Raw genomic sequence first — 14347 nt, forward strand, 5'->3', positions numbered from 1 at the left:
GATTTGCATGTTTCATCCGATAGAAGAAGCACTGGACGCTTTAAAAAAAGGCGAAGTCATCATCGTTGTAGATGATGAAGACAGAGAAAATGAAGGAGACTTTGTGGCTCTTGCCGAGCATGCAACGCCGGAAGTCATTAACTTTATGGCGACACATGGGAGAGGACTGATCTGCACGCCGCTCAGTGAGGAAATTGCAGACAGGCTTGATCTTCACCCTATGGTTGAGCATAATACAGATTCTCACCACACTGCATTTACCGTAAGCATAGACCATCGTGAAACGAAGACAGGTATCAGCGCTCAAGAAAGATCTTTTACCGTTCAAGCATTGCTGGACAGCACATCCGTGCCATCTGATTTTCAGCGTCCGGGGCACATTTTTCCGCTGATTGCGAAAAAAGGAGGTGTCCTGAAAAGAGCGGGCCATACAGAAGCTGCTGTTGATCTTGCTGAAGCCTGCGGATCTCCAGGAGCCGGCGTCATTTGTGAAATTATGAATGAAGACGGAACGATGGCGAGAGTGCCTGAGCTCATTGAAATTGCGAAAAAGCATCAATTAAAAATGATCACCATTAAGGATTTGATTCAATACCGTTACAATCTGACAACACTCGTCGAGCGTGAAGTTGACATTACGCTGCCTACTGATTTTGGGACATTTAAGGTTTATGGATACACAAATGAGGTAGATGGAAAAGAGCATGTCGCATTTGTGATGGGAGATGTGCCGTTCGGAGAAGACCCGGTATTGGTCCGGGTACATTCAGAATGTCTCACAGGTGACGTGTTTGGCTCTCATCGCTGTGACTGTGGACCGCAGCTGCACGCCGCGCTGAACCAAATTGCCGCAGAAGGCCGTGGAGTGCTTCTGTACTTGCGCCAAGAAGGACGAGGCATCGGTTTAATCAATAAATTAAAAGCTTATAAGCTTCAGGAACAAGGTTATGACACCGTAGAAGCCAATGAGGCGCTTGGATTCTTGCCGGATCTTCGCAACTATGGCATCGGAGCACAAATTTTACGCGACCTCGGTGTCCGGAATATGAAGCTTTTGACGAATAATCCGCGAAAAATCGCAGGCCTTGAAGGCTACGGACTCAGTATTTCAGAAAGAGTGCCGCTTCAAATGGAGGCGAAAGAACACAATAAAAAATATTTGCAAACCAAAATGAACAAGCTAGGTCATTTACTTCATTTCTAATCACAAATATCACAAAAAAGGATGGGAATCATATGAATATCATACAAGGAAATTTAGTTGGTACAGGTCTTAAAATCGGAATCGTAGTAGGAAGATTTAATGATTTTATTACGAGCAAGCTGCTGAGCGGAGCAGAAGATGCGCTGCTCAGACATGGCGTAGACACAAATGACATTGATGTGGCTTGGGTTCCAGGCGCATTTGAAATACCGTTTGCTGCGAAAAAAATGGCGGAAACAAAAAAATATGATGCTATTATCACATTGGGCACTGTCATCAGAGGCGCTACGACGCATTACGATTATGTCTGCAATGAAGCTGCAAAAGGCATCGCGCAAGCAGCAAACACTACTGGTGTACCTGTCATCTTTGGAATTGTAACAACTGAAAACATCGAACAGGCCATCGAGCGTGCGGGCACAAAAGCGGGCAACAAAGGTGTAGATTGTGCTGTTTCTGCCATTGAAATGGCAAATTTAAACCGCTCATTTGAATAATTTGCTGAAAACAGTTTAAAAATATGGCGAAAATGATATAATGTGAGAAAACGGATCACCTATTCGTATCCGTTAATAGCAGACTGGACATTTTGGATATAGAGGGGTTTTTATGTTAATTCGTTATAAAAAATCGTTTGAAAAGATTGCGATGGGGCTTCTTTCGTTTATGCCGAATGAAAAAGACCTTAAGCAGCTTCAGCAGACAATTAAGGACTACGAAACGGATACAGACCGCCAGCTCTTTCTTTGGAAAGAGGACGAGGATATCGTCGGAGCAATCGGAGTCGAAAAAAAGGATTCTGAGGTTGAGATCCGGCATATCAGTGTGAATCCTTCTCATCGCCATCAAGGAATCGGAAAACAGATGATGGATGCTTTAAAGCATTTATTCAAAACGCAAGTACTGGTTCCAAATGAATTAACGCAGAGCTTTTTCGAACGTTGTCAAGGTCAGCAGGATCAAGACATTTCATACAATAATTAAGCAGAGGCTGTCATCAGCCTCTGCTTTTTTTTCTGCGTTCTATTTCTTTTTCACGTTCACGGATGACGTCAGTCCGATCCCGCAAACGGTGTTTGTCGATAAGAAATATGTTCCTGAGTGCACTGGGCTGTCCCCATGTATACTTTTTTTTCCTGCATTCGATCCTGCATGCTTCCTCCAGTTTCTCATCTTTGATTGGCAGCATAATGCTTTTATAGGCAGAGCCCGTCTCGATTTGTTCGTAAACCGATTGCATAAGTTCGAGCAAACGGCCATGATCAAGCCCTAAGTCTTCGACTGCCCGGTGTTCTGCTTGAAGAATCCGGATGCTGTTCGCCATCAGTCTTTTTGCTCCGGCTGTATTCTGCCTTCTGTGATGATATAAAGCCACTGCAAGCTGAATAAAGCCCACCCAATAGCGTTTTCGTTTCTTTGGCGGATCTTCCTTCCAATATTCTTCTAATATTTCATGGCATTCAAAATAATCCCGTGTCGCGTGAAACTCAACGAGATAATCTATATAAGCTTTCGGATACAAGGTGTTTCCTCCTTTAATGTGCTTTTAGTGTACCATAGAAGGGATAAAAGGAAAAAAGAACGCTCGGCCTCTATTGCTTCTTAGAAAGGAAAACCAGAAGCTAAGGCTTTTTCTCCCGCTTCTGCGCTCCCAGCAAACACCTCTCGTGTTTTGAATATTCTGTACAAAACTTGTTCAAAACAGGAAATGAAATAGTATTGGACGAGAGCTTTTTGGTGGCTTATACTATAGGGTAGCCAGTTTTTCCGGCAATGAGAGTGATACTTGAAAATGGTGAGATGATGGAAGAATATCAAGTGAAAATTGATACGTTTGAGGGCCCATTGGACCTGCTGCTTCATTTAATCAATCGTCTTGAAATTGACATATATGATATACCTGTGGCGAAGATCACTGAACAATATTTATTATATGTACATACGATGCGTGTGCTTGAGCTCGACATTGCCAGCGAGTATTTGGTTATGGCTGCCACGCTGCTCAGCATTAAAAGCAGAATGCTGCTCCCGAAGCAAGAGGAGGAGCTTTTTGAAGATGAATTACTTGAAGAAGAAGATCCGCGGGAGGAACTGATTGAAAAGCTGATTGAGTATCGAAAATATAAAGATGCGGCGAAGGATTTAAAAGAACGGGAAGAAGAAAGACAAAAATCGTTCACGAAACCGCCGAGTGATTTGAGTGAATATGCAAAAGAAGTAAAACAGTCTGAGCAAAAGCTCTCTGTCACGGTCTATGATATGATCGGAGCTTTTCAAAAAGTGCTGAAACGCAAAAAAATAAACAGGCCGATGGAAACAACAATTACAAGACAGGACATACCAATCGAAGCCAGAATGAACGAAATCGTGCACAGCTTGAAATCTAGAGGAACGAGAATCAACTTTATGGATCTGTTTCCATATGAGCAAAAAGAACATTTAGTAGTGACCTTTCTAGCTGTTCTCGAGCTGATGAAAAATCAGCTGGTCCTCATTGAACAGGAGCACAATTTTTCAGATATTTACATTACGGGGAGTGAATCCATTCATGGGGCTTGATATCGTGAATTGGAAAGCTATTGTGGAAGCCCTTCTTTATGCGGCAGGCGATGAAGGGCTTACAAAAAAGCAGCTGTTAACAGTGCTTGAAATCGAAGAGCCTGAACTGAACACGATCATGGCGGATGTGGCGGACGAATACCGCGGAGATACACGAGGGATTGAACTTATTGAGTATGCAGATACGTACATGCTCTCTACCAAAAAAGACTTTGCGCCTTACTTGAAAAAACTGATTGAAGTGCCGTCAAAGGGCCTTTCTCAAGCATCTTTAGAAGTACTGGCCATTGTTTCATACAAACAGCCAATTACGAGAGCAGAAATTGAAGAAATCAGAGGAGTAAAATCAGAGCGGATTTTACACAGTCTTGTCGCGAAGGCGCTATTGTGTGAAGTAGGGCGTGCCGATGGTCCGGGGCGGGCCATTTTATACGGTACTACGCCGACTTTTCTTGAACAATTCGGTCTGAAAACGCTGGACGAGCTTCCGCCGCTGCCTGAAAATGCGGAAGAAGACGTTCTTCAAGAAGAAGCAGATTTATTTTTTGAAAACTTTAACCAAACCTTCGAAGATATAAAATAGAAGTTTAATGAATCGCGCTTTTTCATCATCATAAGATATAAGGAAGAAGCTATCATGAAAGAAGCAAAATGTGAGAGACAAAGACATGAGGGGAAGATACCAAACGAAATGGGACATTCGATTGTGCGAGCGCAGACTCAAAAAACAGGCGAATTCTTATCAATGGTTGTCAATACCGTGAACGATTACCTAAATCAAACGACGCTTGAGTCCTTACAGGCTGAATTGCCTATTGAAAAAGGATACTGCTGTGATGTGCTGAGCACTCTGAGAAGAATGGCAGTATTTTGTGAAGGAGGCGCAGAAGCGTGCCGCCGTCTCCTGATGCAGGAGCCTTTTCAGGAAGCCAGAGCGGAAAAAACACTTTATAATGTGTATCACCAATGCATTGAAGAGTTCTTTATGCCGAAAAAAGACACGTGGTGTGAAAATAGCCGGGCGTCTTATACCGGGGTCAGCGCAATTGAGTTTTATCATGCTGTTCCTGCGTCGCTTGAGCAATTATTATTGCCGTTGAGCGCGGCCTTTCTGAAGATGAGGGAAGAGCTGGCTCATTACGAAGCGTCCGGATCAAGCATGGCGCCAATCAGATAACGTTTACTCTCCCTTTTTCAGGGAGAGTTTTTTTATGTTTGCTTCCAGAAATATAATTGTTATTCATAACTGATGGACATGCGCATAAACTTGTACAAACCACCACAAGGACGTGAGCAAACATGCGCATTTTCAAAAAAGCAGTATTCGTGATCATGATTTCTTTTCTTATTGCAACCGTAAATGTGAATACAGCACATGCTGCTATAGATGTCAGTGCAAAAAGCGCGATCATTATTGACGGTGCGTCAGGCAGAGTGTTATATGCCAAGGATGAGCATCAAAAAAGGCGGATCGCGAGCATCACAAAAATTATGACCGCCGTCCTCGCCATCGAATCCGGCAAAATGGATCAAACGGTGACGGTTTCGGCAAATGCTGTCAGAACAGAAGGCTCCGCCATTTATTTAACAGAAGGTCAAAAAGTGAAGCTAAAAGATCTTGTGTATGGCCTGATGCTAAGATCAGGAAACGACGCCGCTGTCGCGATTGCTGAGCATGTCGGTGGGAGCCTCGATGGGTTTGTTTATATGATGAATCAAAAAGCCGAGCAGCTTGGTATGAAAAACACCCGTTTTCAAAACCCGCACGGATTGGACGACCATGAAAATCATTATTCAACAGCCTATGACATGGCCATTTTAACTAAGTATGCTATGAAGCTGAAAGACTATCAAAAGATTTCAGGCACAAAAATATACAAAGCGGAAACGATGGAAAGCGTATGGAAAAACAAAAATAAACTGCTGACCATGCTATATCCGTACAGCACAGGAGGAAAAACAGGCTATACAAAACTTGCAAAACGGACACTGGTCTCTACGGCTTCAAAGGACGGCATTGACCTGATAGCCGTCACCATTAATGACCCTAATGATTGGGATGACCATATGAAGATGTTTAACTATGTGTTTGAGCATTATCAAACCTATTTAATTGCAAAAAAAGGGGATATTCCAAAGCTGAAAGGCACATTTTATGAATCGAAGGCTTTTATCAAACGTGATATCACCTATTTGCTGACTGAAGAGGAAAAAGAAGATGTGAAAATTAATACCACACTGCTCAAGCCGAAAAAAGCATGGGAAAAAGATGCCTCGAAAATCCCTGACATCGTAGGGCACATGGAGATCATGTTCAACGATGCAACCATCGCAAAAGTGCCGATCTATTATGAAAATGAGCGGCATCAAAAACCGAAGAAACAATTTTTTGAAACGTTTAAATCAATCTTTCTGAATGCGGCAGGCGGAGCAAAATGGTCAATATAATTTGGGTCAGTTTAACCGTGATCGGACTCGTTTTTGCGATGTGCAACGGAACTCTGCAAGATGTAAATGAAGCCGTGTTTAAGGGTGCGAAAGAAGCGATTACGATTTCATTTGGATTGATGAGCGTGCTTGTTTTCTGGCTTGGCTTAATGAAAATCGCCGAGCAGTCAGGGCTTTTGGATATTTTCAGCCGGATGTGCAGGCCTTTTATATCTAAACTGTTCCCTGATATACCGCCGGATCACCCGGCGATGGGCTATATTTTATCTAATCTTATGGCGAATTTCTTCGGCCTCGGAAATGCAGCAACTCCGCTTGGCATTAAAGCAATGGAACAAATGAAAAAGCTGAATGGAAACCGATCGGAAGCAAGCCGGTCAATGATTACTTTTTTAGCTGTTAATACGTCCTGCATCACACTCATCCCGACAACGGTGATCGCTGTCCGAATGGCTTATTCCTCCAAAACGCCGACAGATATCGTCGGGCCAAGCATTTTGGCAACGCTTATTTCCGGAATCGGTGCCATTATCATTGATCGGTATTTTTATTACCGCCGCAAAAAGAAGGGAAGGTGAGCGGATGGAAATCATCAACTGGCTGTCTTTAGCCATGATTCCAATCATTATTGCCGGAATTCTTCTTTATGGAACGATCAAAAAGGTTCCAACATATGAATCGTTTGTCGAAGGCGGGAAAGAGGGGATAGAAATTGCCTTTTCCATTATCCCCTATTTAGTCGGAATGCTTGTCGCTATAACTGTTTTCAGATCATCAGGCGCGCTTGATTTTATAATGGATCTTTTAAAACCGGCTTTCTCCGCTATCGGCATCCCTGCTGAAGTAGTGCCGCTTGCTCTGATCCGCCCGATCTCCGGTACGGCCGCTCTCGGAATGACGACCGATTTAATTGCAGTATACGGGCCCGATTCCTTTATCGGCAGGCTGGCTTCCGTCATGCAGGGATCTACAGATACAACGCTTTACGTACTGACTGTGTATTTCGGAGCAGTCGGCATTAAAAAAATGGGTGATGCATTAAAGGTGGGACTTCTTGCAGATTTAATTGGCGTAGTTGCATCTATCATCATCGTTACGTTATTATTTGGGAGCGCCTGAAAACGGCGTTTTTTTTAGATTTGGCATAGGAATTTGAAAAAGCTTGTTTGTTAAGGTTGAAAAAAGTAAGATAATACTTGAGGTGAAAGACATGGAAAGACTGCAAAAAGTGATTGCTCATGCCGGAGTTGCGTCGCGCAGAAAGGCAGAAGAGCTGATTAAAGAAGGAAAAGTAAAGGTGAATGGCAAAGTAGTAACAGAGCTAGGTGTTAAGGTCACCGGTTCTGATCAGATTGAGGTAAACGGGTTAAAGGTTGAACGCGAAGAGCCGGTTTACTTTCTCTTATATAAACCAAGAGGCGTTATTTCCGCAGCGCAAGATGATAAAGGACGCAAAGTGGTGACGGACTTTTTTAAAAATATTCCGCAGCGCATTTATCCGATTGGGCGTCTGGACTATGATACGAGCGGTCTTTTGCTTTTAACCAATGACGGCGAATTCGCCAATAAGCTGATGCACCCTAAGTATGAAATAGACAAAACATACGTGGCGAAGGTGAAAGGAATCCCGCCTAAAGAGCTGCTCAGAAAGCTGGAGCGCGGAATTAGGCTGGAAGAAGGCAAAACAGCGCCTGCTAAAGCGAAGCTGCTGTCCTTGGATAAGAAAAAGCAGACAAGCATTATTCAGCTGACGATCCATGAGGGACGCAACAGACAGGTGCGCCGCATGTTTGAAGCGATCGGACATGAGGTAATCAAGCTGAAGCGTGAGGAATACGCGTTTTTAAACCTGCGAGGCCTGCACACGGGCGATGCCAGAGAGCTTACGCCTCACGAAGTAAAAAGGCTCAGAGCACTGGCGGATCACGGTAAAAACGCTTTCTAAATTTCACATAACCTTCAAAAAGTAAGAAATGTGAAATGAACGTGCAATGATATAATTGAATGGATCTGCAATAGGGGGAAGGGGGCAGTGGACAATGAAGAAAAAAAGGCGTTTATTCATTCGGACCGGCATCCTTCTCGTTTTAATCTGCGCACTCGGCTATACCATTTACAATGCTGTATTTGCCGGCAAAGAGAGTATATCCGAAGGGTCCGACGCACCGAATTTTGTCCTTGAGGATACGAATGGGAAACGTATCGAGCTCAGTGACTTAAAAGGGAAAGGTGTTTTTTTGAATTTCTGGGGTACATGGTGTGAACCGTGCAAAAAAGAGTTTCCTTATATGGCAAACCAATATAAGCATTTTAAAAGCCAAGGTGTTGAAATTGTCGCTGTAAATGTTGGGGAGTCAAAGATAGCAGTACATAATTTTATGAAATCCTACGGAGTCAATTTCCCGGTTGTTCTGGATACAGATCGCCAAGTGCTTGATGCCTATGACGTATCTCCGCTTCCGACAACCTTTTTGATCAATCCGGAAGGAAAAGTTGTCAAGGTGGTGACCGGCACTATGACAGAAAGCATGATACACGATTATATGAATCTCATAAAACCCGGAGAGACTTCGGGATGAAGCAAGTCAAATGTGAATGCGGACATATAAACCCGGTCGGAACCGTTTTATGCGAATCGTGCGGAAGAGCTCTTCAGGAAACTCAACCTCCGCTCGCTGATATGAGATATGACGGAAGCGCAAGACGTTCGCAAACCTATAACAAAACGATCATCGATAAAATTTGGAATTTCTTTTCCTCGGTTAAGGTGGGAATATGGCTTATCGTCATAACCCTTGCCGCATCAGCGTTCGGCACCATTTTTCCCCAGGAAGCCTATCTGCCTCCGGGCGCACAGGCTGATACTTATTACAAGGAGCAGTACGGCACGTTCGGCCAGCTTTATTATTTGCTCGGGTTTCATCATTTATATGGTTCTTGGTGGTATTTGCTGCTCATTGCCTCGATCGGCATTTCACTTGTGATTTGCAGCCTTGATCGGGTCATTCCGTTGTACAGAGCGTTAAAAAACCAAGGCGTCAGAAGGAGCCCGGCTTTTTTAAGAAGGCAGCGCTTGTTCAGTGAAACAGTTACAGTACTGAACGGGGAATCGAAAGAAAAGATAGTTGCTCTATTAAAGAAAAAACATTATAGAATCAGAGAAAAAGAGGGCAGCATTCTTGCTGAAAAAGGACGCTTTTCCCGCTGGGGCCCGTATGTCAACCATATTGGATTGATCATCTTTCTGATTGGTGCGATGCTGAGATTTGTGCCTGGCATGTACGTCGATGAGACGCTTTGGGTCAGAGAAGGCGAAACCGCAGCAATTCCGGGTACAGACGGAAAATATTATTTGAAAAACAATCAATTCAGCGTAGAGACCTATAACAGAAAAACAGAAAAAAAGGTATTTGCAGATGCCATTGACAGAGTCGGGGACGGTAGAGTGGCAAAGAACTTTCAAACCGATGCCGTACTCTACAAGAGAGAAGGAAAAATTGTTTATGGCGAGAAGCCGAAGCTGAAAAAAGTAACAGAAGAAGACATCCGTGTCAATCAGCCGCTGCGTTTTGATTCTTTTTCCGTTTACCAGGTGGATTACAAAGAGAATCAGCTTGACCAAATGGTGTTCCAGCTGATTGATAAAAAAACAAAAAAATCCTTTGGGAGCCTGAAGATCAACCTTCTGGATCCAGATTCGGTCTATGATCTTGGCAACGGTTACAAGGTGGAAATCGCCAGCTACCTGCCTGACTTCTATTTTAATCAGGACGGAGAGCCGAGCACAAAAACAAAGATCCCTAACAATCCGGCTTTTGTCTTTAATATTATAACGCCGGACAAACCGAAAGGCGAAAAGAGCTTTGTCGCCATCCAAGAAACCATCGAAGGATCAGGCAATAATAAATACAAGCTGAAATTTGACCATGTCGAAACGAAAAACATTACTGGACTTACAGTCAGAAAGGACCTTACACTCTGGGTGCTTGCTGTCGGCGGAGCCATTTTTATGATCGGTGTTATTCAAGGTATGTACTGGCAGCATCGAAGAATTTGGCTGCACTCACAGGACGGTGCAGTTATGGTAGCGGGGCATACCAATAAAAACTGGTTTGGCCTGAAGAAGGATTTAGCATTTATATTGGCTGATTCCGGACTGACTGAACCGGTGGACCAAAAAGAATTAATCAAAACACAGAAATAGGCGAAAAGGGAGTGATGTCATGGCAGAGCTGAGCGGAAATTTTCTTTATGCGGCCTTTCTTGTGTATTTAATCGCTGTCCCGATCTTCGGCGGGGCCATACGCGGGAATAAAGATAAAAAGGGCAAGCCAAACCGATGGGCCAACATTGGAATCACCCTTTCTATTGTCGGTTTTTTCTGCCACCTTGGATATTTCATCACAAGGTGGGCTGCCAGCGGCCATGCGCCGGTCAGCAATATGTTTGAATTCACCACCGCTTTTGGCATGATGCTTGTTTTGGCGTTTATCATTCTTTATTTTCTCTATAGATTGCCTTCATTAGGCCTGTTTACGCTGTCAATTGCTTTATTGCTGATTGCCTACGCCAGCATGTTTCCGACAGATATCTCGCCTTTAATTCCTTCGCTCCAAAGCAACTGGCTGTATATTCATGTAACAACGGCCGCGCTTGGGCAAGCTATACTTGCCATCAGCTTTGTCGCTGGTGTCATCTTTCTTTTGAAGCATGTAGACCAGACAAAGCCAAGCAAAAAGACCTTCTGGCTTGAAGCGATTATGTTTATCCTGGTCACAACCGTCGCCTTTATTGCAATCACATCAGCATTTCGTCTTGCAGGCTATGAAGCGGAGTTTAACTGGGTGGACAAAAGTAAAGAAAAAAGCGTGATGGTGTACGAAATGCCCGCGCTTGTCGGTCCGCATCAGGGAGAGCTTTTGACCGAAGGAAGAATGGAACCGCTTGTTGATCTTCCCGCGCTTTTCTCAGGCAGAAAAGTGAACACTGTCATTTGGTCATTTGGAGCAGGTCTTGTGTTGTATGGGGCTCTCCGCCTGATCATCAGAAAAAGAATCAGCGCTCTATTACATCCGCTGGTGAAAAACGTCAATCTTGATCTGGTGGATGAGGTTGGGTACAGGGCCGTATCAATCGGATTTCCGATCTTTACACTCGGCGCGCTGATCTTTGCAATGATTTGGGCTCAGCTCGCGTGGACTAGATTTTGGGGCTGGGACCCTAAGGAAGTATGGGCGCTGATCACATTTTTGTTCTATGCCGCCTACTTGCATTTAAGACTGTCAAGAGGCTGGCACGGTGAGAAGTCAGCATGGCTGGCCGTAATCGGTTTTGCTATTATTATGTTTAATTTAATATTCGTAAATCTTGTGCTTGCCGGACTTCATTCTTATGCATAGTCCTTTGAAAGCGACACAGTTCTCAAACTTTCTCGCGATTTGATAAAATGAAAGTAACAGAAGGAAAGCAGGGGGAAAACATGGACCAAACGAACGAAACAAAAATATTAGTAGTTGATGACGAAGCCAGAATTCGCCGCCTTTTAAGAATGTATCTTGAACGTGAAAATTATGCTATAGATGAAGCTGAAAATGGTGATGAAGCCATTACTAAAGGGCTTGAAGCCAATTATGACTTAATTTTGCTTGATCTGATGATGCCGGGGACTGATGGAATTGAAGTGTGCCGGCAAATTCGTGAAAAAAAAGCGACACCCATTATCATGCTGACCGCAAAAGGAGAAGAAGCAAACCGGGTGCAGGGGTTTGAAGCGGGAACAGATGATTATATTGTTAAGCCGTTCAGCCCGAGAGAAGTCGTGCTGCGTGTAAAGGCCCTTTTGAGAAGAGCATCCCAAACCTCTTATTTCAATGCCAATACACCGACGAAAAATGTGCTCGTGTTTTCACATCTGTCAATAGACCATGATGCTCACCGCGTAACAGCTGATGGAACAGAAGTGAGCCTGACGCCAAAAGAGTATGAGCTTCTATATTTCTTAGCGAAAACGCCTGACAAGGTGTATGATCGGGAAAAGCTTCTGAAAGAAGTGTGGCAATATGAGTTTTTTGGTGATTTACGCACAGTGGACACTCACGTCAAACGCTTGAGAGAGAAGCTGAACAAGGTATCTCCGGAAGCTGCGAAAAAAATTGTCACAGTATGGGGTGTAGGTTATAAATTTGAGGTCGGCGCTGAATGAAATTTTGGAAAAGCGTAGTAGGCAAGCTGTGGTTTACGATCCTTTCACTCGTCTTGATCGTATTGTTCATTTTAACGGTTCTTTTGCTGGAGTTTATTGAAAACTACCATGTGGAAGAAGCCGAGAATGATTTAACACAGCTTGCGAATAAAGTTGCTGTCATCCTAGAAAATCACGAGGACCAGGCACTGGCAAGGTCAATCACTTGGGAGCTCGCTGATAACTTAACAAGCATTGCCATCATCCAGGATGAGAAGAACCACTGGTATTCTCCGAATGATAAAAATCGCCTGTCGTCTATTACGGTTGAGCAAATACAGCATGACAAAGACTTAAATAAAGCTCTCAAAGACCATAAAAAAGTAAGCAAACGGACGGGACTGAGCGATACAGACACGGATAATGAACGCCTGATTGTAGGTGTCCCGTATGAAAAAGACGGAAAGAAAGGCATGGTCTTTTTATCCCAGTCTTTGCTTGCCGTTAAAGATACAACAAAACATACGACCCGCTATATTTTTCTTGCCGCTGGAATTGCAATTGTGCTGACCACATTTTTCGCATTCTTTTTATCAAGCAGGGTCACGTACCCTCTCCGAAAAATGAGAGAAGGCGCGCAGGATTTGGCGAAGGGCAAGTTCGATACAAAAATCCCGATTTTAACTCAGGATGAAATCGGTGAACTGGCGACCGCTTTTAATCAAATGGGCCGGCAGCTTAACTTTCATATCAATGCGCTCAATCAAGAAAAAGAGCAGCTTTCTAACATTTTGAGCAGTATGGCTGACGGGGTTATTACCATTAATATTGACGGTACGATTCTTGTGACCAACCCGCCGGCTGAACGTTTTCTTCAGGCTTGGTATTATGAACAGAACATGAATATCAAAGAAGGCGACAACCTTCCGCCTGAAGCAAAAGAGCTGTTTCAAAACGCTGTCAGCACTGAAAAAGAACAAATGATTGAGATGACGCTGCAAGGCAGATCATGGGTGCTTTTGATGTCGCCGCTTTATGCGGAATCGCACGTCAGAGGAGCGGTTGCCGTACTGCGTGACATGACAGAAGAACGCCGCCTTGATAAGCTGCGGGAGGACTTTATCGCAAATGTCAGTCATGAGCTGAGAACACCAATCTCCATGCTTCAGGGATACAGTGAAGCAATTGTCGATGACATTGCAAGCTCTGAAGAAGACCGGAAAGAAATTGCTCAAATCATTTATGACGAATCGCTCCGAATGGGCCGTTTAGTTAATGATTTGCTTGATTTAGCCCGAATGGAATCAGGCCATACAGGCTTACATTATGAAAAAATCAATGTGAATGAGTTTTTAGAAAAGATCATTCGGAAGTTTTCCGGTGTTGCGAAAGAAAAAAATATTGCTTTACATCATGACATTTCTCTCACAGAAGAGGAATTTATGTTTGATGAAGACAAGATGGAGCAGGTATTTACCAATTTGATCGATAACGCGTTGCGGCATACTTCATCCGGTGGCAGTGTCTCCATTTCAGTCCATTCTGTGAAGGATGGATTGAAAATTGATATCAAAGACTCCGGGTCCGGCATACCGGAAGAAGATCTGCCATTTATCTTTGAGCGGTTTTATAAGGCAGATAAAGCGCGGACAAGGGGCAGAGCAGGAACAGGGTTAGGGCTGGCTATCGTTAAAAATATCGTGGAAGCCCACAACGGATCAATTACTGTGCACAGCCGAATAGATAAAGGAACAACATTTACTTTTTATATTCCGACAAAACGTTAAAATCGAGTCTGAATTTGCCGAAGAATCTTGTTCCATAAGAAACACCTGCTGACTGAGCGGGTGTTTTTTTAATAGCCAACATTAATAAAATTTAAGGATATGTTAATATAAATTCCCTTCCAAATTCCAGTTACTCGTAATATAGTTGTAATGTAACTTTTCAAGCTA

16 protein-coding genes are annotated in these 14347 nt (G+C 43.6%); 15 read left to right on the forward strand and 1 reads right to left on the reverse strand.

What is annotated here, in order from left to right; all coding sequences use genetic code 11:
• Positions 1 to 7 precede the first annotated feature (7 nt).
• From M1D94_RS09755 to ribT, 3 genes are all read left to right on the forward strand, one after another.
• Complete coding sequence (locus tag M1D94_RS09755; RefSeq protein ID WP_038828558.1) at positions 8 to 1204, forward strand: bifunctional 3,4-dihydroxy-2-butanone-4-phosphate synthase/GTP cyclohydrolase II; 1197 nt, start codon at positions 8 to 10, stop codon at positions 1202 to 1204.
• A gap of 32 nt (positions 1205 to 1236) precedes the next feature.
• Positions 1237 to 1701 carry a 6,7-dimethyl-8-ribityllumazine synthase gene (gene ribH, locus M1D94_RS09760; protein WP_003223915.1) on the forward strand — a complete coding sequence of 155 codons (465 nt, stop codon included), beginning with the start codon at positions 1237 to 1239 and terminating at the stop codon, positions 1699 to 1701.
• Between the two features lie 112 nt (positions 1702 to 1813).
• Positions 1814 to 2188 (forward strand): GNAT family N-acetyltransferase RibT, encoded by a 375-nt coding sequence (gene ribT / locus M1D94_RS09765; protein ID WP_003223910.1) that lies wholly within the window; start codon positions 1814 to 1816, stop codon positions 2186 to 2188.
• A gap of 13 nt (positions 2189 to 2201) precedes the next feature.
• On the opposite strand, the gene M1D94_RS09770 is transcribed toward ribT, so the two are convergent.
• A complete protein-coding gene (locus M1D94_RS09770; protein ID WP_032726064.1) occupies positions 2202 to 2726 on the reverse strand; it encodes a DUF309 domain-containing protein in 525 nt (174 codons plus the stop codon).
• A gap of 281 nt (positions 2727 to 3007) precedes the next feature.
• Between M1D94_RS09770 and scpA the strand changes: the two genes are divergently transcribed.
• The 12 genes from scpA to resE all read left to right on the forward strand — a co-directional run bounded on the left by scpA (position 3008) and on the right by resE (position 14179).
• Complete coding sequence (gene scpA, locus M1D94_RS09775) at positions 3008 to 3763, forward strand: segregation/condensation protein A (protein ID WP_003246108.1); 756 nt, start codon at positions 3008 to 3010, stop codon at positions 3761 to 3763.
• The gene (gene scpB, locus M1D94_RS09780) at positions 3753 to 4346 is read left to right on the forward strand and encodes an SMC-Scp complex subunit ScpB (protein WP_003223904.1); all 594 of its coding nucleotides are present in this window, start codon (positions 3753 to 3755) and stop codon (positions 4344 to 4346) included. The genes scpA and scpB overlap by 11 nt, the downstream gene beginning before the upstream one ends.
• A gap of 54 nt (positions 4347 to 4400) precedes the next feature.
• Complete coding sequence (locus M1D94_RS09785; protein WP_014477219.1) at positions 4401 to 4940, forward strand: YpuI family protein; 540 nt, start codon at positions 4401 to 4403, stop codon at positions 4938 to 4940.
• Positions 4941 to 5062: 122 nt separating this feature from the next.
• Positions 5063 to 6211, forward strand: coding sequence for a D-alanyl-D-alanine carboxypeptidase DacB (gene dacB / locus M1D94_RS09790; RefSeq protein ID WP_014480157.1), 1149 nt, complete (start codon positions 5063 to 5065; stop codon positions 6209 to 6211).
• Positions 6199 to 6789, forward strand: coding sequence for a spore maturation protein SpmA (gene spmA / locus M1D94_RS09795; RefSeq protein WP_004398980.1), 591 nt, complete (start codon positions 6199 to 6201; stop codon positions 6787 to 6789). Before dacB ends, spmA begins: the two co-directional genes overlap by 13 nt.
• Positions 6790 to 6793: 4 nt before the next feature.
• Positions 6794 to 7330 (forward strand): spore maturation protein SpmB, encoded by a 537-nt coding sequence (gene spmB / locus M1D94_RS09800; RefSeq protein WP_003230509.1) that lies wholly within the window; start codon positions 6794 to 6796, stop codon positions 7328 to 7330.
• Positions 7331 to 7421: 91 nt separating this feature from the next.
• Positions 7422 to 8156 (forward strand): 23S rRNA pseudouridine(2605) synthase RluB, encoded by a 735-nt coding sequence (gene rluB / locus M1D94_RS09805; RefSeq protein ID WP_004398815.1) that lies wholly within the window; start codon positions 7422 to 7424, stop codon positions 8154 to 8156.
• Positions 8157 to 8250: 94 nt separating this feature from the next.
• Positions 8251 to 8790 carry a thiol-disulfide oxidoreductase ResA gene (gene resA, locus M1D94_RS09810; RefSeq protein WP_003230513.1) on the forward strand — a complete coding sequence of 180 codons (540 nt, stop codon included), beginning with the start codon at positions 8251 to 8253 and terminating at the stop codon, positions 8788 to 8790.
• Positions 8787 to 10415, forward strand: coding sequence for a cytochrome c biogenesis protein ResB (resB, locus tag M1D94_RS09815; RefSeq protein ID WP_217019525.1), 1629 nt, complete (start codon positions 8787 to 8789; stop codon positions 10413 to 10415). Before resA ends, resB begins: the two co-directional genes overlap by 4 nt.
• Positions 10416 to 10434: 19 nt before the next feature.
• Entirely contained in the window at positions 10435 to 11610 is a 1176-nt protein-coding gene (resC, locus tag M1D94_RS09820) for a cytochrome c biogenesis protein ResC (RefSeq protein ID WP_032726062.1), read from the forward strand.
• 80 nt (positions 11611 to 11690) lie between these two features.
• Positions 11691 to 12413 carry a DNA-binding response regulator ResD gene (resD, locus tag M1D94_RS09825; protein ID WP_032726061.1) on the forward strand — a complete coding sequence of 241 codons (723 nt, stop codon included), beginning with the start codon at positions 11691 to 11693 and terminating at the stop codon, positions 12411 to 12413.
• Complete coding sequence (resE, locus tag M1D94_RS09830) at positions 12410 to 14179, forward strand: sensor histidine kinase ResE (protein WP_021481567.1); 1770 nt, start codon at positions 12410 to 12412, stop codon at positions 14177 to 14179. The genes resD and resE overlap by 4 nt, the downstream gene beginning before the upstream one ends.
• Positions 14180 to 14347: the final 168 nt, after the last annotated feature.

Source organism: Bacillus sp. JZ109, assembly GCF_053903135.1.